21 protein-coding genes and 1 pseudogene are annotated in these 26306 nt (G+C 63.6%); 7 read left to right on the top strand and 15 right to left on the bottom strand.

Features of this window, described 5'->3' with window-relative positions; translation table 11 throughout:
• The first annotated feature begins 93 nt into the window (after positions 1-93).
• Entirely contained in the window at positions 94-1557 is a 1464-nt protein-coding gene (locus tag IG196_RS08715) for an efflux transporter outer membrane subunit (RefSeq protein WP_192195822.1), read from the top strand.
• Positions 1558-1677: 120 nt separating this feature from the next.
• Here IG196_RS08715 and IG196_RS08710 read toward each other — a convergent pair whose 3' ends face one another.
• From IG196_RS08710 to IG196_RS08690, 5 genes and pseudogenes are all read right to left on the bottom strand, one after another.
• Entirely contained in the window at positions 1678-3030 is a 1353-nt protein-coding gene (locus IG196_RS08710) for an MATE family efflux transporter (RefSeq protein WP_192195821.1), read from the bottom strand.
• A 157-nt stretch (positions 3031-3187) separates the two neighbouring features.
• The gene (locus tag IG196_RS08705) at positions 3188-3541 is read right to left on the bottom strand and encodes a DUF4148 domain-containing protein (RefSeq protein WP_192195820.1); all 354 of its coding nucleotides are present in this window, start codon (positions 3539-3541) and stop codon (positions 3188-3190) included.
• A 593-nt stretch (positions 3542-4134) separates the two neighbouring features.
• A pseudogene (locus IG196_RS08700) lies at positions 4135-4632 on the bottom strand (class I SAM-dependent methyltransferase); the annotation flags it as partial.
• Positions 4633-4817: 185 nt separating this feature from the next.
• Complete coding sequence (locus tag IG196_RS08695) at positions 4818-6599, bottom strand: AAA family ATPase (protein ID WP_192195818.1); 1782 nt, start codon at positions 6597-6599, stop codon at positions 4818-4820.
• 149 nt (positions 6600-6748) lie between these two features.
• The gene (locus IG196_RS08690; protein ID WP_192195817.1) at positions 6749-7390 is read right to left on the bottom strand and encodes an SMI1/KNR4 family protein; all 642 of its coding nucleotides are present in this window, start codon (positions 7388-7390) and stop codon (positions 6749-6751) included.
• Between the two features lie 396 nt (positions 7391-7786).
• On the opposite strand from IG196_RS08690, the gene IG196_RS08685 reads away from it, so the two are divergent.
• Complete coding sequence (locus IG196_RS08685) at positions 7787-8188, top strand: hypothetical protein (RefSeq protein WP_192195816.1); 402 nt, start codon at positions 7787-7789, stop codon at positions 8186-8188.
• 104 nt (positions 8189-8292) lie between these two features.
• On the opposite strand, the gene IG196_RS08680 is transcribed toward IG196_RS08685, so the two are convergent.
• On the bottom strand, positions 8293-8655 hold the full coding sequence (locus tag IG196_RS08680; RefSeq protein ID WP_192195815.1) for a bleomycin resistance protein: 363 nt from the start codon (positions 8653-8655) through the stop codon (positions 8293-8295).
• A gap of 238 nt (positions 8656-8893) precedes the next feature.
• Here IG196_RS08680 and IG196_RS08675 point away from each other — a divergent pair, with 238 nt between their 5' ends.
• Together IG196_RS08675 and IG196_RS08670 are read left to right on the top strand one after the other, a co-directional pair.
• Positions 8894-9283 carry a DUF5071 domain-containing protein gene (locus IG196_RS08675; protein WP_192195814.1) on the top strand — a complete coding sequence of 130 codons (390 nt, stop codon included), beginning with the start codon at positions 8894-8896 and terminating at the stop codon, positions 9281-9283.
• 260 nt (positions 9284-9543) lie between these two features.
• The gene (locus IG196_RS08670) at positions 9544-11733 is read left to right on the top strand and encodes an FG-GAP repeat protein (protein ID WP_192195813.1); all 2190 of its coding nucleotides are present in this window, start codon (positions 9544-9546) and stop codon (positions 11731-11733) included.
• Positions 11734-12191: 458 nt separating this feature from the next.
• On the opposite strand, the gene IG196_RS08665 is transcribed toward IG196_RS08670, so the two are convergent.
• From IG196_RS08665 to IG196_RS08630, 8 genes are all read right to left on the bottom strand, one after another.
• Entirely contained in the window at positions 12192-13820 is a 1629-nt protein-coding gene (locus IG196_RS08665; protein ID WP_225616981.1) for a tannase/feruloyl esterase family alpha/beta hydrolase, read from the bottom strand.
• 132 nt (positions 13821-13952) lie between these two features.
• On the bottom strand, positions 13953-15449 hold the full coding sequence (locus tag IG196_RS08660; RefSeq protein WP_192195812.1) for a M81 family metallopeptidase: 1497 nt from the start codon (positions 15447-15449) through the stop codon (positions 13953-13955).
• Between the two features lie 66 nt (positions 15450-15515).
• A complete protein-coding gene (locus IG196_RS08655; RefSeq protein WP_101492458.1) occupies positions 15516-16505 on the bottom strand; it encodes a P1 family peptidase in 990 nt (329 codons plus the stop codon).
• Positions 16506-16524: 19 nt separating this feature from the next.
• A complete protein-coding gene (locus IG196_RS08650) occupies positions 16525-17298 on the bottom strand; it encodes an ATP-binding cassette domain-containing protein (protein ID WP_192195811.1) in 774 nt (257 codons plus the stop codon).
• Positions 17295-18272, bottom strand: a complete 978-nt coding sequence (locus tag IG196_RS08645; RefSeq protein ID WP_192195810.1) for an ABC transporter ATP-binding protein — start codon at positions 18270-18272, stop codon at positions 17295-17297. Before IG196_RS08645 ends, IG196_RS08650 begins: the two co-directional genes overlap by 4 nt.
• Positions 18272-19108, bottom strand: coding sequence for an ABC transporter permease (locus IG196_RS08640; RefSeq protein ID WP_225616980.1), 837 nt, complete (start codon positions 19106-19108; stop codon positions 18272-18274). The genes IG196_RS08645 and IG196_RS08640 overlap by 1 nt, the downstream gene beginning before the upstream one ends.
• Positions 19109-19128: 20 nt before the next feature.
• A complete protein-coding gene (locus IG196_RS08635) occupies positions 19129-20085 on the bottom strand; it encodes an ABC transporter permease (protein ID WP_192195809.1) in 957 nt (318 codons plus the stop codon).
• A 16-nt stretch (positions 20086-20101) separates the two neighbouring features.
• Positions 20102-21682: an ABC transporter substrate-binding protein gene (locus tag IG196_RS08630; RefSeq protein ID WP_192195808.1), complete on the bottom strand. Its 1581-nt coding sequence runs from the start codon at positions 21680-21682 to the stop codon at positions 20102-20104.
• A gap of 99 nt (positions 21683-21781) precedes the next feature.
• Here IG196_RS08630 and IG196_RS08625 point away from each other — a divergent pair, with 99 nt between their 5' ends.
• The 3 genes from IG196_RS08625 (at position 21782) to IG196_RS08615 (ending at position 24329) form a co-directional block, all read left to right on the top strand.
• Positions 21782-22903 (top strand): P1 family peptidase, encoded by a 1122-nt coding sequence (locus IG196_RS08625; RefSeq protein WP_225616979.1) that lies wholly within the window; start codon positions 21782-21784, stop codon positions 22901-22903.
• Positions 22900-23766 carry a MurR/RpiR family transcriptional regulator gene (locus IG196_RS08620; RefSeq protein WP_101492463.1) on the top strand — a complete coding sequence of 289 codons (867 nt, stop codon included), beginning with the start codon at positions 22900-22902 and terminating at the stop codon, positions 23764-23766. Before IG196_RS08625 ends, IG196_RS08620 begins: the two co-directional genes overlap by 4 nt.
• 368 nt (positions 23767-24134) lie before the next feature.
• Positions 24135-24329: a hypothetical protein gene (locus IG196_RS08615; RefSeq protein ID WP_192195807.1), complete on the top strand. Its 195-nt coding sequence runs from the start codon at positions 24135-24137 to the stop codon at positions 24327-24329.
• Positions 24330-24476: 147 nt separating this feature from the next.
• Here IG196_RS08615 and IG196_RS08610 read toward each other — a convergent pair whose 3' ends face one another.
• Positions 24477-26267 (bottom strand): SulP family inorganic anion transporter, encoded by a 1791-nt coding sequence (locus IG196_RS08610; protein ID WP_192195806.1) that lies wholly within the window; start codon positions 26265-26267, stop codon positions 24477-24479.
• Between the last annotated feature and the right edge of the window lie 39 nt (positions 26268-26306).

The following is a 26306-nucleotide window of genomic DNA, read 5'->3' as shown; positions in this document are numbered from 1 at the left end:
AGAGCTTACCGCTCGGACAAACAAACGACAACAAGTGACCATATTGAATTATAGTCACACACCTTTTACCCGTCCGCCGTCCCGGAGCAACCCATGTCCCAACGTACGCTTGCCCTGCCCCTGCTGTTCAGCCTCCTCGCAGGCTGCGCTGTCGGGCCTGACTATGTCCGACCTGCCCCGACCTTGTCGGACCGATTCATCGGCGAGACCGCCCTCGACCAGCGATCGGCCACCGCCAACGCCGAGCGGGTGGCGTGGTGGACCGGCTTCGGCGATGCACACCTGGCCCGCTATGTCGAACTCGCGCTGACACAGAATCTTGACCTTGCGCAGGCATCCGCCCGCGTGGCGCAGGCTAGGGCCGGGCTCGGTGCGGCGAATGCGGCGCTGCTGCCTTCGGGCAATCTCGGCGGACAAGCCGCCCGGGCCTACCAGTCGGTGGAGACGCCGCTGGGCCAGGTGCTGAACGCGCAGCCAGGTTTCGATCGCTACGGCAACGCCTACGAAGCGAACCTCGGCGCCAGCTGGGAGCTGGACCTCTTCGGCGGCCTGCGTCGGGGACGCGAGGCTGCGCTGGCCGACTACCAGGCATCGGAGGCCGGCGCGGCCGCCACGCGCCTGACCGTGGCCGCGCAGACCGCCGACATCTACATCACGCTGCGCGGCCTGCAGGCCCGCCTCGACGTGGCACGGCGGCAAGTCGCCACGCAGCAGGACCTGCTGTCGAAGATCAACCTGCTCCACGGCAAGGGGCTGGCCGCCGAACTCCAACTGAGGCAAGCCGAAGGCGCTCTGGCGCAGGTTCGTGCATCCGTGCCCGTGCTGGAGGCGGGTGAGGCCGCGGCCATGAACGCGCTCGACGTGATGCTGGGCGCGGCGCCGGGCGCGCACCGCTCCGAATTGACGGCGACGGGCGTCATTCCTGTCGCACCGCGCATCGGCGCCACCGGATCACCCGGTGATTTGCTGCGGCGACGTCCCGACCTGATCGCTGCCGAGCGGCGCCTTGCGGCATCGAACGCACGCATCGGCGTGGCCATGGCCGAGTACTACCCGAAACTCTCGCTGGGGGGAACGATCAGCAGCGCCACGTCCGTGGCCAGCGGCAATCTGTTCACCGGCGGCGCCAGCCAGGCTGCGGCCCTGCTCGGCCTGCGCTGGCGGCTGTTCGACTTCGGGCGCATCGACGCGCAGATTGCACTCGCCAAGGGGCAGGACGCGGAGTTGCTCGCGGCCTACCGGCTCGCTGCACTGCGTGCGACCGAAGACGTGGAGAACGCCTTCTCCGCCTTGGTTAAGCGTGAGGAACAAACCACCTTGCTCGCGCAGGGCGAGGCATCGCTCGGTCGCGCGCGAGGGGCATCGTTCGCGGCTTATCAGCGAGGTGTCGTCAGCCTGATCGAAGTGTTGCAGGCGGACGAGAGCCTGCTGCGCGTGGCCGATGCGAGAGCGCAGGCGCAAACGGAGTCGGCGCGCGCGGCGGTCAGTGCCTTCAAGGCGCTGGGCGGCGGCTGGCAGGCTGAGCCCCTCGAAGCGGTGGCAATCCGCTCGCATTGAGACACTGGATACGCCCCGGCAACCCGGGCGGTCCAACAGACCTGCTTCTTGCGCTCAGAAACGGCGGTCAGCCGGTCTCCAGGTCGAAGGACTGAGGGCCGCAGCACTGCGCGTGTGACTCTAGCGTCTTCCCCAATCTACCCGGGCGAAGCCCCACACCGTCACTGCGGCGCCGACGATGGCGCCCCCAGCCACCAGCAGGAAGGCAGACTCGAGGCTGAGCCTCCCCGCGAACACCAGCGCCGCTGCGGACAGCGCGCACACGAAGCGCAAGACACCGGCCGCGAGCGGCCAGCCGACGCGCCGCGCGCCCTGCCCCGCGAAATACAGCGACAACGCGACGGCAATGAAGCCGAACACCGGGCCCATCACCCTCAGGTACTGGCCCCCGACGGCCAATACGTCGGGGGCGCTCGCGAAGTGAGACATCCAGAGTCCAGGAAAGAATGCCACGCCGAGGCCCAGTACTTCGAGCAAGCCAGCGACGAACAATGCGTTCACCAGCGCAGCGCGCCGCGCACGCACCACATCGCCGGCGCCAATGCAGGTTCCGACTACGGTGACGGCGGCGGTGCCGAAGCCGAACATCACGGGAACCAGCAACATTTCCAGTCGAGACGCGATACCGTAGCCCGCGATCGTCGACACGTTGAAGGTGCCTGCAGCCGCAGTGATCGCGGCAATTGAAAGCGTCGTCATCGCCGCGTTGAGGGTCGACAGCAAACCAACGCCAAGGATGGCACCAAAGTGATCACGCCGTAGCGGGTGCCGACGAAGTCGAAGCCTCGAGCCCGCGGATCGCATGGAGGCAACGATCGCCATGAGCGAGCCTGCACTGCATAGCACCTGCGCCACGCCCGCACCGGCGACGCCCATCCGCGGAAACCCCAGCCAACCCAGGATCAGGACAGGAGAAATAATGAGCCCGACGCCAACGCCGCCGAGCATGATCAGTGCTGGAGTTCTGACGTTGCCCGCACCTCGCAAGGCTGACTGCAGCAACGTCGGAATCCAGAACAGGACCGCGCCGCCAAAGAGAATGTTCGAGTATCGAATCGCCTGCTGCAAGGACGCGCCTGTTCCACCCAGTTCGCGGTAGAGCATCGGACCCGCGGCGATCGCAGCCAAGGCGAACAGTCCGCCTGCGATGATCGCGATCACGACGCTGTGCCACACGAGACTTTCGGCTTCGTCTTGCCGCCCTCCGCCGAGAGCGCGCGCAACCGCCGAAGAAACCCCGCCTCCGACGCCGCCGTTGGAGACCATGGTCATCAGCAGCATGACAGGCACGACCAGCGAGGCCGCTGCGATAGCGTCGACACCCAGCCCGCTCACGAAGTAGGTTTCTGCCACGCTCAGTACCGTCTGCATGAGCATCACGGCCACCGTGGGCACCGCGAGGCGAATCAACAGCGGCAGCAGCGGCGCGTGCAACAAAGGGTTGGGGACGCCCGAGATGACCTTGGTGGGCAAAGGGGCTGGCTCCGAGGCTCTGGCGGCGTCAGGAGTAAGGGAAGTTGTCATCAGGTGTCCACCCTTGGCGGGCATGTGTGCGATGGTCACCCGCAACTCTGGGCGCTCCTGCCGACCGTTTTTTCTTACCGCACGCGGAGCGTGAAGCAGTCGTTGCTCAATTGGCCTTGGCGCGCAGATCGGCCGGGTGCGGCATCGTCGAAATAACTTTGCTGTTCACACGAGAGCCGGAGCCGACATTCTGGTCGGGCCGCAGGTTGTAGTGAACAGCCTCGGCTTCAACGAGAGAACGCGCCGTCGAAACAGCCATGGTCTCGGGACCGCGAGAACCGCGAACCACGTTCTGGTCCGGCGCCGTGGCGGTGCGCACGGCTTCGGCATTCACCTCATCGCGCGTCTTGGTGGAGAAGGCTTTGTGCACACCGTCGTACGCCTCTGCGTGGGCGCCGGCTGCGACCAGGAGGGTCAGAACAGGGACCGATACGATCTTCATGGCTTTCGCGAGTTTCATGGAGGTTCCAAAGAAAAAGGTTGGAGCAAAACGCTTGCAGGTCTCATCTCGAGAACCTGCAGATCAAGTCTTGCGCCAAATTCGACTTCGGCAGTCATGCGATCAGGACACGCCACGTTTCCGTAGCCGAAACCTTCTGCATTGCAGCAACGGGCCTTCCAGCATGCCCGTCCCGGCGGGCTTTGAGAATCAAGTCACACGCCCGAACGTCTGGAGCGCGCGTTCCAGTCGTTCGTCCTGAGATTGATCGCCAGAGAAAAATCGGAAAGGCCGCACTCGTAGGATCGGCATGCGCATGTGATGCGCGGATCGGAAAACTAGTTCGCACATCACATTGCGATCAAACCCCTTACGTTTGTCTGCCGGAATGAGAGCTTCGAGTCGCCCGGGTGCACCCATCCGCTCGTAGATATCAACGCCGCGGCGCCATGCTAATGCTCATTCGCACATTGACTCTCTAGAGCAGTGGACTGCCAGCACCGGAGCCCGAAGCCGAACGCCGCGGACCTAACCGACGATAACCAAAGGCACGTCAATGCCCCCTTATCGGCGGCTGAGAACGCACCGAAAACGGTAGGAACATGCTGCACCTAGGCCTGCAATGCGACCACCGAAAACGCGCAGGTGTAAGCAAACAGGTTGAGCACCTTGACGCGCGACCGGGCGTCTGGGCGCGCCTTCACAAACGCACGAACCCAGCGCCGTCCTTCGGCCATGTCGAGAAACAGCCCGTGGTTCTGGCCCCGGCCCACGTTAACGCGATAGCGAGCGCCCTCCTCGGTGACCCAATGCGGGTCGGGCACCGAACCGCCCATAAGTTGTGTGCTGCTCCGGCCTTCATGCCGGCACTGAAACACCCATTGCAGCGTTTCCCCTGGTGCCAACTGTGACCAGCGACGCTCCAGTGCGGCGCCAATTGCAGCCAGTTCGCCGTCGGTCGCAGGCTTGAAGCTGGTCAACACCCAAACCGGCGGGAAAAAGTCGAGCGACAAGTGAGCGCACTCGGGATGAAGCCCACCGCGGCCGTGGAAGATGCGCTGCGCATCCACCGGCGCGGACATTGAAGCGATTGCGTCGAACAGGGGCTGCATAGGCATAGGCTCCCATTCTGACCGGATATCGCGGTGGTCCTGGCCAAGACTTCACTGGGCGAACTGGACCGCCAACGCAGCCGCCGGCTGCAGCAGACCTAGCCGGCTGCGGCACCCGACCCACTGCCTGATAGGGCAACGTCAAAGCCGCGTCGATGGCGTTCGGAAACACGGCGACATGAACTCTATTCGCGTGATGTCCTGATCAACCCCACAACGGCTTCGATCCGCGTTCGAAGATCGAGTACATCCAGGTTGGCTGGATGGCGGCAGACAGCCCTCGCTACCGCAACCTTGTCGACATCCTTGAGCGTCAATCCATCGGCCTTTACGAATGGCAATACGTGCTCAAACTGACCGCTTCGCAGCCGACGTCCGAATCGAGCTCCGTAGACCTCTCTCAGCGCCAGCGTCATTGCATCTTTTCCGATGTAATTCTCAATCTCTCGGCCGTCCGTAACCCAGCCGATTCCTCCATACTGGCCTAGTTCCGCGATCACCCTTTGCTTGGTCGCGTTGATCGGTGCCTCACGGCGCACTCGGTCGCTATCAATGATCACACACAGATGCCGGTTCAACTGACGTACTTCGATGAGCGCCTCAACGTCTCGATCTCCCTCGTGCGCCCCGTCACCATCCGCGGCTGTCAGATGACTGAGCAAGCGCCCACCATAAAACATGATCGAGTAGTCCGTCCCCTCATGAAGTGACGCATCAATCGCAGCAATCCAATGATTCAGGTAGATGCGATCCGAAGGCCCCTCGACCCACACGATGCAGTTCGTCTGCAGAATGTCCGACGCTCGGTAGCCAAGATCGCGGCATATCTCGAATTTCGACGCAGAGGTCAGCGCAAGTTCGATATGTGTTGTTCCTGTCCTGTCCGATACGTGAAAGACCGCCGCCTCGGTCGCATCAATGATGCTCGCCGAGTGCGTTGCAATGAAGTACTGATTCGATGTGTGATCTGCGAGATATTGCATCAGCCTTCGCTGTAGCAGAGGGTGCAGATGAATTTCTGGTTCCTCGATGCACACAATCTGGTTCTCCAGGAGTGTGCAGAACGCCGCCAGCATGATGACTTCGTGGATTCCAGTCCCCAAGGATTGAAGGGGAAGAACCTTGTCGTCCATGTGAACCAAAATGTGTTGACGGTCATATGGGATCTCGATCCTCGCCGATGAGTTGTCGATCACGACTCTCAAAAAGCTATTCACAGCTTCAAACTTTGCGCTTTTCGAGCGCTCGGAATAGTCGGGATTCTGGTGCCTGGCCAGCTCCTCAATCAATCCTTTGCCAGACCAATCCGAAAATTCCTGCCCCTTTTCGGAGATCTGCCGAATCGCCGGAATCAGCGCAATAGCTGGAAGAGATATGTCGATCGCGCCGAGCAGACGATTGATAGACTGCCCGACCCAATCGGATGGGCCACCGCCGCTGGCACCCGTCAGCTTGTTCCAGAGTGCTTGAATGTTGGCGTTCCCTGCACGCACTATGGTATCGGGGGCCGGCCACCGGTTCGTCGGAATCGGCGCTAGTGGCTTGGAAGCTTCGGGGGTACGTTGAAACCAAAGGAAGCCATCATCTTCAATGAAGTGAAATATCTGTTTGATGGCGTCGAAGTACACCTTGCGGTGGTGACCGCTAACGGTCGCGTCAAACAAAGAGTCGAACCCGTCAAGTGCTTTGGAGATCGGGAGGCCGATGCCCATGAGTACCTGAGAGTTTGTGCTCATGTTCTTGTCTAAAGCACTCAACTCAACGGGGGCCGCTCTCGAACCCCATGGCGGTGACGCAACATATGAGGTCAGATGGCGCGCGATGAAGTTAAGGACCGTCGATTTTCCCGAGTTGTTCGGTCCAACAAAGAAGTTAAACCTCTGGAACGCCCCGATTCGCACGACGCGATCACCCACCCCCCGGTAGTTTGCAAGGGCGACTCCGTGCAGAAACACTGAATCTGGCATCTGATCTCCTCCTCGATTTGTGAGAAGAAGATAACCGTTTTACTAAGGCGAAAGGTGCGCGATCTTGAGAGCCTGAACTCAGAAAGTCGCCGTCACCGGCACAATCCGGCTAGAACCCGTCTCCCGAGAGCAGACAGTCAGACACACTCTCAGAAGCTTCCCACCTGGTCGCGGTCCGGATCGAGTGCGCGCGCCAGCCATAGTTCGTACCAGTCCAGAAAGCTCAACGGCTTGCGGGTTTCGGCGTGAAGAATCGGCGCCGGGCAGGCATGCTCGTGGCTGTACCACCAGACCTGCTCGGAGGCGGCACCTCGAAGAATCTGGAGGTTGAACATGCCATGCCCTTCGTTCGCGAGGAAGGTCATGCCGCGGTAAATTCGAGCGATGTTCCGCAACCGCTCTGCATCCGCGCCCTCGGGGACAGCCGCGCAGGGGTTCTCGGCGGTGAACGGGAAATCGGCAGCGTAGTCGATCGCAGCGTTTTCGGCCTCCTTGGCCAGTGGAAACACGCCGAGCATGGGACCGGCGCCGCCGTCGCTCACCAAAGTCAGCCATTCGCGGTGTTCCAATGGCAGACGGGTGCCGAGCTGGCGCTCGAATGCAGCGAGCTCGTCGGGATTCACGGGCGCGGCTAGCGCGTAGCGATGCACGGCTGCACCGTGAATCCTGCACCGGTATCCGACCACCTCGCGATCCCCGAGGTCGATGATGGTGGTCTTCAGGTCCGCCGCCCTCAGCCGGTCAAGTTCAGAGCGGATCTTGGCGATCCGATTTGCCAACGAGGAGTCCATGTCTGCATCCTGGTGATGGCGCCGTTCAAGACGGTATCGAGGGTGGGTTTTAGCCCATTAGTGACGGCGATGCGACCGGCTACAGTCGGCCGATTCTGTTGAAAAACTCGGTCGCTGCGTTCACCACTGCACCGTGGCGAAAATCGACCTCTCAGATCGATCCAGGATCGACGATCGCGGCCCAGGGAATGGTTTAACCACTCCTGCAAATGTGCCCAAGAGAGCACCACTCGAGTTTTTCAACAGAATCGGCCATAACCAGCCGTTCACCGCTCCAGCAGAACCCGGCCAAGAGAGGCTTTTCGACCCTGTGGCAGACCCATCAAGAGGTGCCCGCCCACCGAGCACTACAAGACCATAAAACGCTGGCCCAACGCAAAGGATTGACGGATAGGGATGCCGATTTCTGCACGAAAACTCCGCGCCGCCGAGTCGCTGACTCCAACTCTCCTCCAGTCTTTGATGAGGAAGATTTTTCCGAAGAAGAACGACTACGTAGAGGCATCGTTTGAAGAACTCTTGCCTGAACTCGCGAGATTCAACATCAAGACACGAGGCCAGTTTTTGGCGCTCATGACTCATCATCGAAAGCGACTCCTGCGAATCGACAATGAGCCGCTTGATGCATGGCATGAACGTTACTACCGCGCAGAACTGGGTGATCAGTTTGTGAGCAATGCCCTTCGCCGTCAGTACTGGTTCGCTTATCCTGCGCTGATTCGCATCGCGCTCGAATTGAAGTTTGGTGACGAGGCCGTCACTTACGAGCGCGTTGAATCATCGCCAACGACGGTTTAGCGACCGAAGCTCCGGCGGTCGCAACCGGCTACAGTCGGCCAGGACCGGCTGTTCTTGGCAGACACCCGATCTGACCTCCGACGCTATTCAGCCGGTGCTATGCGCTACTGCGCCGACGACTCCTGCCCGAACTTAATGAGGTTGCCGTCCGGGTCGATGACATAGAGTTCATCCATGCCCCATGCCGTGCGGACCACGGCCTGCAGCGAGGGGAGCCTTGGACTGAGTTCCCGATGCACATCCCCGACGTCCTTCACGCGGATGTAGCACGAGGTGTTTTCGGCGATGTGCTTGTCATTGCAGGCCCAGAAGTGCAGCTCCGTGTCGCCGCGCACCGCCATGCCATAGGAAAATCCCTCAAAGTGCTCCGTCCGAAAACCAAGCACGTTTCGGTAGAAATCGAGAGTGCGCTTCATATCGAGTGAAGCGAGGATGGGAATTGCCTTGCCGAAGGTTGCTTGATTCATCGCGATTTCCGGTTTCCTTGAGAAAGCCATTTTGCAGCGGCGGGCTACTGCTCTTGCAAACGTCTTACGACGCCGGCATCGGACCCGAGGATGAACGCCCGCTTCAGAGAAATTTGTACAGCCGGTACGGGCCCGTTCACGACGGCGGCACGACCGGCTAAAGTCGGCCACAAGCTGCCGCTCGCCGCGCCGGGCTGAATTTGGTCAGTAGTGGCCGTTGAACATGCGGGAGTACTCATTGCCTGAAATTGCGCACCTTTTGCCAGTCGACAAGCACGACCTGCCGAGGGCAGAAGCGATCGTCGCTCTAGGCTATCCGGCCGTCGACGCGCTTCTTCCTGAGTTAATCGCTTGGGTGCAAGACATCAACTGGCCTGTCGCAAACGTCTTGATTCCCTTTCTGGCTAGCATCGGTGAACCGCTGGCACCTCATCTGCGGATGATCTTCGAGTCCGAAGATCACGTCTGGAAGTATTGGGTGCTCGACAAACTTGTTGCTCCATCACCCAGGCTCGCAGTGGCCGTCGAGCCGTATCTTTTGCGCATGGCCTCGGACCCGAGCCCTGGTGAAAGTGACGAAGGGGTCGATGAGATCGCTCGAAGGATCCTGGTTAAGAAAGCAGCCTGAGTAGGCCGTGACAACGTCTTTCGGGTGTCTGCCATCGAGGATCGGGGACGTCTCTTTTGGGCCCTGAGTCGACCTCGGCAGTGCTTCAAAGCCGACGCTTTCTCGAGAGCCAAGGAAATTCTTGAGCGGGCGAGCATCCCCAGGTAAGGCTTCACTATTGGCGAGCGGGCAAAAACGGCGGCAGGCATGGGACTTTAGTCCAATGCGCTCCCACCACAGCGTGCCTAGGATCGTGCCGGTCTGCATCCATCAAGGCCCCCATGCGCTCGTCCCTTTCTTCTCTTCACCGCCTTGCGCTGTCCAGTATCTGGAACGAGGCGCTGGCAGCGTCCACCCTTTCCACCCATTGCTCACGCCGCCTCTGGACCTTCCGGCAAGGTCGGTGCTCGGCGGCGGCCTCGGCCGTGCTGCTGACGGCGACGCTGCTCGCCGGCTGCGGCGGTGGGGACGATCACGGTTCAGCCATCGGGGTCGTACCTCCTTCGGCTGCAGGCACTGCACCGACAGCGCCGACAGCACCGCCCACTGCAACCTATGCCGTCGGCGGCACGGTCAGCGGCTTGGCGGCACCCGGCCTCGTGCTGCAGAACAACGCGGGCGACGACCTGGCCATCGCGGCCGACGGCGCCTTCCGCTTCGCCACGCCGGTGGCCAGCGGCGCGCGCTACCAGGTCACTGTCTTCGCCCAACCGGCGGGCCAGCTGTGCGCGGTGGTCAACGATCAGGGCCGGGCCGATGCGCCGGTGAGCGACATCGCCGTGAGCTGCCAGGGCGTGGCGGTGCCCGTGCCGGCCAACGCGCCGGCCGACCTGGCCGTGGCCTATGCGGCCCAGCGCTACGACTTCAGCTGGAGCCCGGTGGCAGGGGCAAGCCACTACCAACTGCAGGAAGACCCCGACGGCGCCGGTGCGGCGGATGCCCGCCAGGTCGGCGCCAACGTGGGCGTGACCGCGCTGCAGTACACCGTGGCGCTGCACCTGCGCCTGAACGCCAGCTACACCGTGCGGGCGTGCAACGCGTCGGGCTGCGGGCCGGCCTCCCCCGCGCTCGTGCCCGAGCCGGTCAAGGCCATCGGCCACGTCAAGGCGTCCAACGCCGGCGTCTACGATCAATTCGGCACCAGCATGGCCTTGTCGGCCGATGGCACCACGCTCGCCGTCGGCGCGCTCCAAGAGGACAGCAACGCCACCGGCATTGGCGGCGACCAGTCCAACGACAGCGCACAGAGGTCCGGCGCGGTGTACGTGTACACCCGCACGAACGGCGCCTGGGTCCAGCAGGCCTATGTGAAAGCCTCGAACACGGAAGCCGGCGACCAATTCGGCGCCAGCGTGGCCCTGTCGGCAGATGGCGCGACGCTGGCGGTCGGTGCGCCCGCCGAGGACAGTAGCGCCTACGGCATCGATGTCGGCCAAGCGGACAACAGCGCGACCGACACCGGCGCGGTGTACGTCTATACCCGTCGGGATGGCGCTTGGGCCCAGCAGGCCTATGTGAAAGGCGCGAGGACGGCGGGCAGCCGCTTCGGCAACAGCGTGGCGTTCTCTGCCGATGGCGCGACGCTGGCGGTCGGGGCGCTCTATGAAGCGAGCGGCGCGACCGGCATTGACGGCGACCAGTTCAACAACAGCGCGCCCTACGCAGGCGCGGTGTACCTGTACGCCCACCGCAACGGCACGTGGGTCCAGCAGGCCTACGTGAAGGCCTCGAACACCCATGCAGGGGACAACTTCGGAATGAGCGTGGCGCTCTCCCCCGATGGCGCCACGCTGGCGGTCGGGGCCCCGTTCGAGGACGGCGGCACCTCGGGCGTCAAGGCCGGCGGGTACGCAGACCCGGACAACAGCACGCCCCCCGCTGGTGCGGTGTACGTGTACGCCCGCACGAACGGCACCTGGGCTCAGCGGGCTTATGTGAAGGCGTCCAACCCTGCCAGCGCGGTTTTTGGCGTGAGTGTTGCCCTCTCGGCTGACGGCACCATGCTGGCGGTCGCGGCACCCTTCGAGTTCAGCAGCGCCACCGGCATCGATGGCAACCAGGGGAACACCAGCGTGCGTCTGGCTGGCACGGTGTATGTGTACAGCCGAACAGATGGCAGCTGGGTTCAGCAGGGCTATGTCAAGCCCCCGGCCACGAGTGCCGAACAGTGCTTCGGCCTGGGCGGCGTGGCCCTGTCGGCGGATGGCGCCACGATGGCCGTCGGGGAGAACTGCGCACGCGCCGGGTCCTTGACCTTCAGTCTCCCAGGTGCGGCGTACATGTACACGCGCACGAGCGGGGCTTGGGCCCAACAGGCCCGCCTGGAGGGCCCGGACGCGAGCGCTGGCAGTGTCGGGTTCGCCGTCTCCCTGGCGCTTTCGGCCGACGGCGGCACGCTGGCGGTCTCGCAGCCTGCAGAACCCAACCCGGGCAACACCGACGGCGGCGGCTACCCGGTTCATTTGTACTGAGAGCAGAGCGCTCACTGCGTTCTCGCGTTCCGGATGTTGTTGCACATCTATCGCACTAATCTGACGCAGATGGACGCGGCCGGGTCAGATTCCGAAGGGCCGCTTCGGAGAAAGACATACAGCCGCTTCGGGCGCATAGCCGTCCGACGCTCTTCCCAAAACCGGTCCTTCAACTTGCGCATGTTGAACGGCTGCTCGTCGAGGACCTGAACGACGCAACGGGCCCTCTTCCGACTTTCACTGGCGCCCTGGCGGATGTCCGTTTTGCAGCGTATTTCCGACTTTGAGATCGAAACCTTCGATGCCGCGATGAGGCTGATGCTCGACACCCGGAAAGGTACTTTCAGCTTCATGCCCCACGGTGCAACGCGGCCGCTCGAAGGCTCGTGTTCTCGCGATAAACCAGCGCAGCTGGGCTCGCCGGGAAATTTAGTGTGCTGTTCAAATCTGCGGGTTGCCTAGGAGGTGCAGATGTAGCTAGCGGCCGACTTTGGCCCTGCTGCATCGTTGACGGGCCCCGTGTATCGCGGATATTTCGGGTACTGGCATAGAGGCCGAACAAAGACAACCGTTCCTTCTGTGTCGCGTTTCTCAGCAAGCAATGTCGAAGGTGCTGCGCTTCGTGTCACCCATTGGTCGAGGGCTGCCAGCAGGTCCGACGAGTCTGCCCCCGGGCCACCGCTGCAGTGGTTCACTCCTGGCGCGACGTAGAAGCGCGTGGATGCTTCGGTGGCTGCGGCGCCTACCGAGGCCCGCAAGGTTGCGTAGTACTCGGCGGTCGATTTCACGCTGAGGGCGGAATCACTTCCGCCGTGCCACAGGATCAGCTTGCCGCCGCTGTTGAGAAACGGACGTATGTCAGCGTTGGTCGCGTCATTGAGCGCTGCCATGGCATAGAGCGCATTCTGGTTCTGATCCCAAGGCGCGTAGGTCAGTGAATTGGTGGATCTATCGCGGGCAAGATAGTTCTTGACCGTCGTATCCTGAAAAAGAAACTGCTGCGCGCCGGCGAGATTGCCGTCGCCCGTGACCCACGCGCGCCATGCACCGGGGTTGTCCTCGTTCCCTGTCAGGTTCCAGCCCGCGTTACGGAAGGTGGCACTGCCCGTGAATGTCGCTTCGGTGGTCCACGACGTCACCACGTCAAGCTGTGCGTCCGACAGGCAGCTGTCCCCGGAGTCGGTGCCGCCAGCGCAGCGCAATGCGGCCACGTTGATGAGCGCCGGCGTGCATGCGGCCTGGTTCGACACGACCCCGTCGACGATCCCATCGAGTCCATCGCAGGCGTCTCGCACATGTTTGCTCAGAAGCGCAGTCTTCGCGGCGGTGAATGTGCCTCCAGGTGCCGCCAGTGCCCTGGCATTCCGATTGAACGCGCCCATGAACCCGACCCAGTTGTAGGCGGGGGCGCGCGCGATGACGCCATCGAAAAGGTTCGGTGACCGTTGCACCGCCATCAATGCTTCTCGTCCGCCGTTCGAGCAACCTTCGAAGTACGACTTCGTCGGTTGCGCTCCATAGGCCAGTGTTAGCGCTTCGGTGGTCGTCGACATCACAGTGGGCACGGAGAGGCTGCCGAACAACTGGGCGGCAAAGGTGTCGGTCAAGGCGAAGTCGGCGCTCAATGCATTGGCTTGGTGTCCCGAATCACTCGCGACCATGGCGTAGCCCTGGCTCAGGACCTGGGGCTGCAACGGCAAGATGGTGCCGTTGTAGCCGCCTCCGCCTTGGTAGTAAAGCTTGCCGTTCCACACCTCCGGCAGCGCGATCTGAAAGTTCAGGGCAGGAGGGATCGTCCCGCTGACCCTGCAATGCATCGCCATGGTTTTTGTCGCGGGGATCATGACGGCGGTGAGCGACGCGCCTGCAACGGTTTGGCCGTTCAGATTTCCGCACGCTTTCTGAACCGTTACGACCGGCGTGGGGGGAGGACTGTCCGGCTGTGCAGCCGGAGCGCCGGGAAACAGCACGGGCAAAACACCATGGTTGTCGGAGCCGCCGCCGCAAGCAGCCAGCATTGCCACGCTGGCCGCTGCAACCTGGAGCCTTGCGCGCGCTGACGAATGTTTCGAGAAGAGGACGTGCATGTTTGATTCCTTGATCGGTTTTCGAGCCCGCGCCGCGACGAGATCGAGCGATGCGCATCGGGATGACGGAGGCCGCTTCAGCTTGCGGGTGCGGCCGACCCATCGGGCTGCCAGGAGTGCGCCGATGGGCTCTTAGAGTTCGTCGAGCGGATAGATCGGACGCCGCACGCGTTCGAAGCGCAGCTTCGAATAGTCCGACGTCGTCACGCCGATGCTGTCGCATTCGATGACGTCTTGTGCCAGGCTGCCGAAGCCGGCCCGCCAATGCACCCGGCTCTTCAAGATCAGGTATCTGACGCGATCAAGGTCGATGCCGAGCGACATCAAGTACGCGAGATCGTGTGGCTCAGTCGCCAGGGAAGTCACAACGACTCGAACGCCTCCGACTTGAAGCACGACGGTCTTTCCCGCAATGACAGCCACACCAGCCATCATGGGACCTCGCAGCCGGAACGCGCCATCGCTGATGGTGCGCACGCGCGCTGAAACAGTGATCGGCGCATTGACGTCGCCGGTGGCCTTCAGCTCGCTCAGGCCGCCGAGAGAAAGCGTGAGTTCGTTTCCGACGCCGGCGGCGATCGCCCGCTCCACCGCCTGCGGATCGCGGATGGCATAGAACACCGCGTCCTGAAGGTCCTGGCGCAGTACCTCGGCAAGCACACCCGTGGTGTCCATGGTGCCCCCCGATGCGCTGTTGTCGCAGTGATCGAGAAGGACGACTGGTCGCCCCGTCGAAGACTTCGCTCGCGCCACCGACTCCGCCAGCGGCTGCCCCTCGTACAGGAAGGCCGAACGGTTTTCCCATGCCTGGTCCAGCAGCGCATCGCGCATTTGCCTGGCCTGTTCTGCGTTCGCATCCGTGCACACCACGGCCGAGAGGCCGGCGTTGCGGATGTCTGCATGGGGGAACCCGGTAAACACGGAGGCGGCGAGCACGGTCCCGGACTGCTCGAGTTCGATGCAACGCGCTTGCAGCGACCGATTGGGCTCCGCATGCGTGCCCTGGCGCATGACGTGCGGCAGCATCGGCCGGTTGTCCCATGCGAGGACGGGATGGATTTCTCCACGGATTGTGCGCACCAGCAGTTCTGCGGCCCGTTGACCTGCGGCAGCCATGTCGATGTGCGGATAGGTGTGATACCCGCTGAGAACAGTCAGGCGTGCGACCATCTCGGGATAGAGATTGCCGTGCATATCGAATGCCGCACCGATCGGAACTGTCGGCTGCAGTTCGCGCAGCCGGCGCAAGAGCTCCCCTTCGCCGTCTTCATGTTCGGCCGTGACCATCGCCCCATGCAGATCGAGCAATATCCCGTCGAAGACCTTGCCGCGGGCAGCGTCAAGGATCAGCCCCACGATCCGCTCGTAAGCCTCGGTTTCGACCAACCCACTCGGGCTCGCCTCGGCGACCACGGCGATGGTGATCTCGCAGCCCTCGCGGTCGGTGACTTCAAGGAAGCCGCCCATTCCTGTCCCCGTACCTCGCCGCGCTGTCGCTGCGGCGTCGCCAACGAGCGGCGTGTCGCTGTCGCGGAAGAATCGCCGCAGCGGCGTTGGCGCGGGAGAGAAGGTGTTCGTTTCGTGCTTGAAGCAAGCCAGAAGCAAGCGGAGGGGAGCTTCACGATTCATGGTGTCCTCGGAGTCGGTTGCGCAATGGGGTTCGGAGAGGTCGAAGTCGGGTGAGATTCGCAGCGATCACAAGTCCACCGCTTGAAGGACCGCATCCCACGCCAAGTCCGACGCCGCTTCGGCCAGCACGAAAGGATCGACCGACGCAGTGCCTGTTCCCGTGGAGAGCGCGAAGAGGATGTCGCCGTCGTGCGGTGTGTGAAACGGCTGGATGGCGCGGGCCATCGACGAATGCACTTGCCTGCCAAGTTGCCGCAGGAACAGCGGCGGCATGGGCTGGTCGGTCACGAGGACAGTGAGCGTGGTGTTCTCCGTCGTGGCGACGGTGTTCCCCGGTGTGACGGGCGCTTCGGCTGTGGCCGAGGCGGTGGGCACCAGCACCTCGCGCGGGTGATGACGCACGCCCGTACGCCGGTGACGCAGGCCGCGCACCACCCGGCCTTGACGGTCGACGATCACGCCCAACGCGTTGACTACGGTGGCCACGAACACGCGCGTTCCGCCGACCATCGCGAACGCGGCGCCCTGGCCGCCGGCTTCTCGCTCGTAGTCCGGATAGGCTGCGAACTTGCCCACCGCAGCCGAGCGTCCCGCGCCACGCGCGCCCAGCGGAAATGTTCCTGCCTGCGCCGACCTGTAGGCGGCTGCGCCGAGCGCCTTGTCCGGATAAATCGAATTGGTGCGTCCGCCGAAGTCGTAGATGATGGCGCCGGACACCAGCGCGATCTTTCCCCACCCCACGGCGCCATCGCGCTCGGCCAACATGTGCGATGCCACCCCCGTGGCCGCTTCCAGCCCGTACAGGGAACCGCCCGCAAGGCTGATCGCATCCACGCGCGGATAGCCGCCAAGAAGGCCCGGTGCGCCACCGCGCACATCGACCTCGCAGTCGGCACCGCCTTCGACATGAAGGACCGTGCAACCGGTCGGCCCCTCTTCGTACTCCGCAATGCCGATCTTCAGCTGAGGAAAGTCGAAGGACAGCGCCCGGCCGTCCGACGGCCCCTGCCACAGCCGCGGAACCAGGTCTTGCGCGGCGTTCACATCGTTTTTCATTTGTTTGACTCTTTCGTATTTACGCTGCAGCCTGCCAAAGGGCCTGGCTGTACTCGTGGTGCGGTTTCTCGTAGAAACGCGCGGCGTCGCCGATCTCGACCACTTCGCCCGCGCGCATCACCGCGATCCGGCTGCATACGTAGCGCGTGGCGGCCAGATCGTGGGAGATGAAGAGGGCCGCAAAGCCGTGACGCTGCTGCAGGTCGCGGATCAGATTGAGGATCTGCACCTGCACGGAAACGTCGAGCGCACTGACCGCTTCATCGAACACCAGAAACCGGGGCTGCGTGATCAACGCCCGGGCGATCGCCACCCGTTGACGCTGCCCGCCAGAGAGCTCATGCGGGAACCGTTCGGCAAACCCCGGGTTGAGGCCCACCAGCGCGAGCGTTTGCGCGACGCGCTCGCGGCGCTCCTGCGGCGTTCCCGCACCGGTGACCGCAAGCGGCTCTGCCACCGACACGCCGAGACGAAGCCGCGGGTTGAGGGCCCACTCCGGCTGCTGCAACACCACCGACATGCGTCCCGCAAGCAGAAGTTGCCGGGCTCGACGCGAGGCGGGAACGACATCGCCAAGGAAGCGCACCGCCCCTTGCGTGGGAGCCTGCAAGCCCAGCAGCAGCCGGCCCATTGTTGTTTTCCCGGAGCCGCTTTCTCCGACGACCCCGAGCGTTTCACCGGCGCGGATGCTCAAGCTCACGTCGCGCACGGCGTCGACGCGGCGCCGGTTCCAGACCGGCCCCGCAGTGAAGGTCACGCCCACGCGCTCGAGCGACACCACAGGCTCCGTCATGCGGCCTCCTTGAATTGAACCAACTCGCCGGCGCGGTGACATGCCACCGAACGCCCCTCGACCTCGCGCAGCTCGGGTCGCAGCGAGCGACAGTCGGCGCCGGCATACCCGCACCGATCGGCAAAGGCGCAGTGTTCGCTGCGACCGCTGAGCGCCGGCGGCGCGCCGGGAATCGAAGCCAGAACCTCGCCCAGTTTTTCCCTTCCAGGCGCCACGGCAAGCAGCGCCTGCGTGTAGGGATGCGCAGGCCGCGTGAAGACCACGGACGCCGGTCCGTACTCGACCACACGGCCGGCATACATCACCGCGACCGTGTCGCAATGACGGGCCACGGCGCGCAGTTCATGGCTCAGCAGCACAACGCCTGTTTCCATTGAGTCGCGCAACGACACGAGCAACGCAAAGATCTGCTCGCGCAGGGTTGCGTCCAGGGAGGCCGTTGGCTCGTCGGCCACCAGCAACATCGGCCCGCGCGCAATGGCCATTGCGATCACGACGCGCTGCGCCATGCCGCCCGACAGCTGGTGCGGGAAGCTGCGCTCGACGCGCTCGATGTCGCGCAGCCCGACACGTGCCAGCAGATCGCGCACCGGCGCCTTGCTGCCGGCCGCCAGCGCGACTTGCTTGCCGACGCGCATGGTCGGGTCCAGCGCGACCATGGGGTTCTGAAAAACGAAGCCGAGCGTGCGACGTCGCAGTTCGCGCATGGCAGCATCGTCCAGCTCGAAGACCGACCGGCCATTCACTTTCAGATCGCCGCCGGGTCGACCGGCGTTGTCCGCCAGCAGCCGCCCCACCGCCAGGCCCAGCGTGCTTTTTCCTGAGCCGCTTTCCCCGACCAGCCCCAGTACTTCGCCGGCACGCACCGACAGCGTCGCGCCGTCCAGCGCGCGATGTGCGGCCCCCGATGCGTCGCCGAACTCGATGACAAGGTCCGTGACTTCCAGCAACGGCGGTGTTGTCGTTCTGTTCATCAAAGTCGCCTCCCACGCAGAGGTTCAAGAGCGTCACGCAGCCCGTCGCCCAGAAGATTCACGGCCACGATCGACAGTGCCAGCACCACACCTGCCGACAGTGCGAGCCAGGGCGCGATCGTCAGATACACCGAGCCCAGACGCAGCAAAGCGCCGAGCGAAGACTCCGGCGGCTGGGAGCCGAGCCCCAGAAAACTCAACCCGCTTTCGATCAGGATGCCGATCGACACTGCGTAGGTGAACTGCACCAGCACCGCGCCCAGCACATTGGGCAGCAGGTGCACCAGCATCACGCGCAGGCGCGAGGCCCCCGCCACCTCGGCGGCCGTCACGAAGCCGCGCCCCACCATGCTGAGCGTGACCGAGCGCACCACCCGCACGAACAGAGGCAGCGTGGCGAACAGGATCACCGCGAGTGCAGAAATGCTTCCCGGACCGATCACGGCTGCGACCAGGAGGCCGAGCATCAGCGCCGGAAACGCGAACATGATGTCCATGACCCGCGCAATCACGGTGTCGACCCAGCGCCCCACATAGGCGGCGTACAGCCCGATGAGTGTTCCGAGAATGGCGGTCCCGCAGACCGATGCCAGCGCCAGAACGAAGGTCGCACGGATTCCACGCACGATGCGTGGCAGCAGGTCGCGGCCCAGCTCATCGGTCCCGAAAGGCATCGCCCATGACGGCGCAGCGAAGCGCGGACCGGCGCCGATCTGATCCGGGTCGCCCAACGGCAGCCAGGGACCGAGGGCGCCCAGCAACAGCAGCGTGAGAAGGACCAGTCCGCCGACAGCGGCCAGATGGTCGCGGCGTGCGAAGCGCACGGCGGTTTGCATGACTTGCATCATTCGCCCTTTCACCCGTGGCGCCTGGCATCGATGCGCGGATCGAGCACGGCATAGCCCAGGTCGGCCAGGGTGTTCACGGCGATGAATACAGCAGCCGCCAGCAACACGCCAGCCTGCACGACCGCGTAGTCCCGGTTGCCCAGCGCGCTGTAAACGTACAGGCCAATCCCGGGCACGGAGAAGAGGATCTCGGCGATCAGTGCGCCACCGAGCAGGTAGCCGATGTAGGTGGCCGTCACGGTCAGCACCGGAATCGACGCATTGCGCAGAACGTGGTGGCGCACGATCTGCCAACGGCTTCGCCCTTGCGAGATCGCAGTGAGCACATGGCCATCGGTCAGCACGCGCTGAACCGAATCGCGCGTCGTGCGAACCAGCAGCGCGATGCCGAAGATGCCCAGGCTCATGCCCGGCAAGAGCGTGGCGCGCACGCTGACACCCGGGTCTTCGGTGAACGGCACATAGCCACCCACTGTCGCACCCAGGCTCCACCTGGAAAACACGTACACCAGCACGCTGCCCAGGACGACCTCGGGCACGCTGGCCCCCAGGGCGCCCACTATGCGGCCGACGGAGCGCCATCTGCCAATGCCCAGGCCAGCCAGCAAGCCCAGCGGCAAGCCGACCGCCAGGGCCGTGGCCGTCGCGATCAAGGCGACCTGGATCGTCGCAGGCGCGCGGCGCACCATTTCGTCGGCCACCGGTTTGCTGGTCGCCATCGAAACCCCGAAATCGCCGGTCGCTGCGGTGCCCAGCCATTTCACGTACTGCGCCGGCCCCGACCGATCGAGCCCGAACTTCGCGACCAGTTCGGCGCGCGCTTCCACGGAGGCATCCGGACCCAGCACCATCTGCTCGAAGCCCCCGGGCAGCAAACGCAAGCCGGCGAAAACGAGGATCGACACGCCCACAAGGGTCAACGTGGCAATCCCCAGGCGCAGGGCGAGGTAGTAGACGATTCGCATCTTTCGGCCCTGTGACTCAACGGCGCTTGAAATCTGCGACGTACTTGAAGACGTCGAAGTTGCCTTCGAGCGTGCCGAAGCGCGCGTCGAGCTGGTCGCGTCGGAAGCCGATGTAGTCCGGCTTGCCGACCAACGGGATCATGTTGGCCGAGCTCTCGATCAATCCGCACGCGCGCGTCATCAGCTTGTCGCGCTCGGGCCCGTTGGGTGTCTGCCGAATCTGCGCCATCAGTTCGCCGTACTCGGGCACGGGCTCCAGGAAGGTGGTGAAGACCGGCGAAAAGCCGGAGGTCCACCAGTTCAGGACGATGCCGGGATCGGAGAAGCCCGCGAACCAGGTCAGCGACGCATCGAAGTTCGAGTCCTTCGGGTTCGTCGTCAGAACGCGCTTGTACCAATCGGCCACGGGCACTTGCTGCACCTGAACGCTGAACCCAGCTTCCTGCAGTTGGGGCTGCAGCACCTGGGCGATCAGCGGATAGGTCACCAGCACCGACGAGGCGATGAGATTGATGCGCGGATTGGGGTTGCCCGCCTCCTTCAGCAAAGCCTTGGCCTTGGCCACCCGCTCCTTGCGTGGCAGCGTGTAGCTCGGCAGTCCTTCGCAAAGCTTCTTCCCGAAGGCACTGGGAACGGCGTACTCCACGGCCGACTCGCCGCCGAAAACCGCGTTGACGATCGCAGGTCGATCAACGACCAACGCCGCCGCCTGGCGCACACGACGGTCCTTGAAGACCGAGTTGCCGCTCAGACCACTCAGGTCCAAGTGGAAGTAGTTGGGCGTTTTCTGAACCACCGGCTGCACGCTCGGGATGGCGGCCAGCAGGCGCGGCGTGTCCGGGTTCTCGAATGTCGCCACGTCGATGCTGCCGTCACGCAATCCGGCAAGACGCGCCGCGTCGTCGGGCATGACCCGGATCGTCATCTTGTCCATGAGCGGCTTGCCGCTTTGCCAATAGTGCGGATTTCGCTCGAGCAACCAAGCCTCGTCCTGGCGGTGTTGCGCGACCTTGTAGGGACCTGAGCCGAGCATTCCCTTGGCAGGATCGAAGTTGCCAGCCTCGATTTCCTTCATCGGCAGGATCGAGGTGGTCGCCACGGAAAGGATGGACAGCAGCGAGGTGTTGGGCTTGGCCAGATCGATGCGCACGGTATGGGCGTCGATCGCGACCACGTTCACACCACCGATCTGCTTGCCCCAGCCGCGCGCCTTCTGCGGATCTGTCAGCCGCTTCAGGCTGCCCACCACATCGGCCGAGGTCAGCGGCCGACCGTTGGAAAACGCTGCGTTCTTGCGCAGCTTGAAGACATAGGACGTGGGCGAAACCTGTTCCCACGATTCAGCCAGCTTGGGCGTGATGTTGAGCTTGTCATCCGTGCTCAGCAGCTGGTCGTAGATCAGATAGAAGACCGTCCACGACGAGCCATCGCCCGACGAATGCGGGTCGGTGGAAAGCACCTCCGAGGGCTTGCCCCAGATGAGGGGCTTCGGGTTCTGCGCGAAGGCAAGCCCTGGCAGGACCAGGAGAGACGCCGCCGCAACCACTGCCGGCAGCCAGGCCCGGCCACGTCCGAACGCACACGAGATTCCAGTCATTTGAACTATCCGTCCTTCCGATTGATGACACACAAATGTTATTTGACTAACATTACACAGGTCAATGCAATATTGATACCAACACATAGGAGTAATCCCTTGCCCCACCCCACTACACAGACAAGAGCGAGAGATCTCGGATTGCGCTTTTCCGGAAAGACAGGCCCTGCCAACGCGATCACCGACGTGCCCGGCGTCGAAATCGGGCAGACGACGCTCATTCATGGGGACGGCTCGCCACATGTTGGTGCGCCTGCCGTGCGCACCGGGGTGACGATCGTTCTGCCGCGAGGCAGATCGGGCGTGCTGCAGCCGGTCAAGGCTGGCGTGCACGCACTCAACGGCAATGGCGAGATGACCGGCACGCATTGGATCGAAGAGGCCGGGATCTTTCGCGGCCCGATCGGCGTGACGAACACGCACAGCGTCGGCGTGGTCCATCACGCGCTGGTGCGGTGGCTCTCCCGCGTCGACGGTGATCGCGGTGCCTATCCATGGCTGATGCCGGTGGTCGCGGAAACCTGCGATGCCGTGCTCAACGACATGGACGGGCTGCACGTCGAGGAGTCTCATGTTTTCGAAGCCATCGCCGCAGCCGCGCCCGGCGCCGTCGCGGAAGGCAACGTCGGCGGAGGCACCGGCATGGTCTGCTACGGCTTCAAGGGCGGAACCGGCACGGCGTCGCGCGTCGTGAACGTCGCGGGCCAGGACTACCGCGTCGGCGTGCTGGTCCAGGCGAACATGGGCATCCGCCCCTGGTTGAACGTGCTGGGCGTGCCCGTCGGTGAACTCATGCCCAGTTCAAGCAGCCGCCAAGGCGAGCCGGCTGCGCGCGAGCAAGGCTCGATCATCGTGATCGTGGGAACAGATGCCCCGCTTCTGTCCAGTCAGCTCAAGCGGCTTGCAAGGCGCGCCGCACTTGGCGTGGGCAGAACCGGCACGCCGGGAGGAGACGGCTCCGGCGACATCATGCTGGCATTCACCACCCACGCCGACCAGGCGCCCGGGGCGCTGGGCGTCTGCCGGACCGAGTATCTGGCTCAGCACACCCTCGACCCGCTCTTCCTCGGCGTGGTGCAAGCCGTGGAGGAAAGCATCCTGAACGCGCTGATTGCCGCCCAGACCATGGTGGGCCGGAACAACACGCGCGTGGAGGCGCTGGATCACAGTATGCTGATCGACCTGATGCGCCGCCATGGCCGCATCGCCGACACCCGATGAAATCTTCCCTGTCCCTTTTTGAACGCATCGAAGCGGCATCCTCCGAGATGACGCGCTCGGAGCGGCTTCTGGCGGCCTACCTGACCGCCAACGCGCGCGAGCTGACGCTGGAGAACGCGGCGTCCGTGGCGCGAAAATCCGGCGTGAGCCCGATGACCGTCGGACGCTTTCTTCGCACGCTCGGTTACGACAGCTTCGACGAGGTTCGTCGCGAAGCCAGTCGCTTGAGCGCACCTGCGGAGCTTCGCATCGCCGGCCGCTTCGAGCAATTCAGTCGCAGCCAAGGTCCCGTGTCCGACGTGCGCAGTGCGCAACTCACGCAGCAAATCGACGCATTGGTGGCCGCACACGATCTGGCGACCGGAGAGCACTGGAACGCCATGGTGCGGCAGGTTGCGACATCCCAACGTGTTTTCGTCGCGGGCTACCAAACCGTACGCGGTGTTGCCTCCGACTTTGCGGCGCGCCTCGAATATGTGCGCGAGGGCGTGAAGTTTCTCGATGGTGCAGACGGCACCTACGCCGAACTTCTAGGCGCCCTGAAGAGCCAGACACGCTGCCTTGTTCTTGTCGACATCCGTCGCTATGCGAAGCAAGCCGAAGCGTTGGCTTCGGCGGCCACGGAAGCCGGCATTCCGGTCTTTGTCATCACCGATGCCTACTGCCACTGGGCTCGAACCTACACCCCGCATGTTTTTCATGTGCAGACGGATGTCGGATTTTTCTGGGACTCCACCGTTGCGATCGTGAGCTTCATCAACCTCCTGATGAACGGCGTGATCGAGCAACTCGGGAAGAAGGTGGGTGAACGTGTCAGCCGTCTCGAGAAGCTGCAAGACCGTTTCGGCGCATTCCTCGATTGACATTCGTCATCGGGCACCGCCCCGGCCTGCCTGGCAGCACGTGCGGGTGCGTGCCCTCGGTTCTTCGCCGCGACCAATAAATTCGCAAGGGACAGTCACTTTCGGTAGTGTGAGCGTCGATTGAAAGACCCGACGAAGTTGCTAGTCGATCAACGCCGAGCGGCAGCAACCGGTCCTGAAGCGGACATTTAACTTCAACCGTTCAGAAGACGGACCTCAAGAGCTTCGGTCTTGCGATGGATATCTTGAATGAGTGGCGCCTCAACCGCTACTACGCGCGAAAAGGAAAGCTCTTGGATGTGTCCTACCGGGTAGACATCCAGTCGGCACACTAAAGACACCGAATACTCTCGGCTGAGCGAGGAATCATGATTCCGCTGAGCCAGTTGCGTGTGATCGTCGAAGAGACCAGCAAGGGACAGTTTTCGTGGGCACTGCTGGAGCGCAAAGAGGCTTGCATCGTCGACGACTGCGTGGCCCAGTCTGACGAGGGTTTCGCGGAGTTTGATCTCGCCTTGGAAGCCGGTTTCGCGGACCTGAAGGTTTTGGCCAGCAAGGCATAGCGATCGGCGCATTGCCCCCCAGTTGGTCCAGAAGCTGGATTGGATTGTGCCCTTGTTAAGACGCGGAGCCGAGCCCAATCGGCTGCTTCCGCAACGAAAGACACGACCTGGCACGGGAAGCCGTGTTCGATGGCTCGCCATACGAACTCAGCGCCCTTTGTCCTCCCAGTCAACCCAATCCACCGGATGGGTCTGAAGATATCGGCTGACGGCGGCACCGATGGTCGGAAAGAACGCGGCGTCCCCGAGCCGCTCGAAAAGCCCGAATCGCTTGAGCTTGTCCTTGACCGGGTCCTTCATCTCGGCAAAGCACAACTGAATGCCGGCTGCCCGCAAGGCTTCGATCAACTCGGCCAGCATATCGGCGGCGGTCACGTCCACGCTGGTGACGGGTTCCGCCGCAACGACCAGCCAGCGCACCGGTGTGGGCGACGCAGCCATGGCGTCGGCCACCCGGTCGTGGAACAGCTCGGCATTGGCGAAGAACAGCGGGGCATCCCAGCGAAACAGCACCAGCCCAGGGATGAGCCGCGCGTCGGGATACCGCGTGATGTCGTGGTATCCCTTGACGCCGTCGGCGCGCCCCAGGACGGCGGAATAGGGGCGCCAGGCATCCCACAGGAATTCGATGACCGCAATCACGATGGCCAGGCCGATGCCCTCGATCGCGCCCAGCACGACTACGCCGACGGTACAGGCGATCGACAACCAGAACTCCCAGCGCTGGATGCGATAGATCCGACGCAGGTCGGCAACCTCGATCAAGCCGATGGCGGATGCAATCACGACCGCGGCCAGTGCGCTGGTGGGCAGGTTCTTCAGCAGGTCAGGCACAGCGACCAGCAGCAGGGCAACCGCCAGCGCGCCGACGACGCCGGTCAGTTGGGTCTTGGCGCCTGCGGCCTCGGCCACGGGGGTGCGCGACGAACTGCTGCTGACAGCAAAGCCCTGAAAAAGTCCGGCCGCCAGGTTGGCGACGCCGAGCGCCACCATCTCCTGGTTCGGGTCGACGTGGGTGCGAGTCCGCGCCGCATAGACACGAGAGAGCACGCTGGTGTCGGCGAACGAGACGAGCGCGACGGCACACCCGCCGATCAGGACGGGGACGATGTCGGCGGTCGTGATCCACGGGATGGCGAACGCGGGCAGGCCTTGTGGGAGGGCGCCGAGGACCGACACCCCGGCGTGTGTCCCAAGGTCCAGCACGCCAACGACGACGGTCGCTCCCACCACGGCGATCAGGATGCCCGGCAAGCGCTTGCTACCCTTGAGCAGCAGGATGACCGCCAGGGTGCCTGCGCCGACCATGAACGTGGTCCAGTGGGTCTTGCCATCCATCACCGCAGTCGCGATGGCCCTCAGGTTTCCCAACGGTCCGTCGCTCTCGATCGAAAAACCGAACAGCTTGGGCAGTTGGCTGATCAATACCGTCAGCGCGATGCCGTTCATGTAGCCGTAGCGAATCGGCTTGGAGAGCAGCTCGGTGACGAAGCCCAGGCGCACGACGCCGGCCAGGATGCACACTGCTCCCGACACGATCGCCATCATGCCCGCCAGGGCGACCGCGCGATGCGGGTCGCCGCCAGACAGCGGAAGGACGACGGCCAGGATGAGTGCAGCCAACGAGGAATCCGGGCCCAGCACCAGAATCCGGCTGGGTCCGAACACGGCGTACGCGAGCAACGGAACGATGGTCGCGTAGAGGCCATAGATGCCGGGCACGCCCGACGCCTGCGCGTAGGCGATGCCGACGGGCACCAGCATTGTGGTCAGCACCAGTCCGGCAACGATGTCGTGTCGCAACCAGGCCAACTGGTACCTGCGCAGCGTGCGCAGTCCCGGCAGCCAGCGGCGCCACCCGGCCTGATCGGCGGCATTCGCCCGCCGCGCAATACGGCCCGGTTCCGGGAGAGGGGGCGAAGGATCCAGATTGTTCATAAGCCGCAGGACGCGTGGTGGAGAGTGCAGATGCGCATA

Source organism: Variovorax sp. 38R (assembly GCF_014843395.1).
In the GTDB taxonomy this organism is placed as follows: Bacteria; Pseudomonadota; Gammaproteobacteria; order Burkholderiales; family Burkholderiaceae_C; genus Variovorax; species Variovorax paradoxus_H.
The sequence above is the reverse complement of the archived record's forward strand: the minus strand, read 5'-3'. Positions and strand labels throughout refer to the sequence as shown.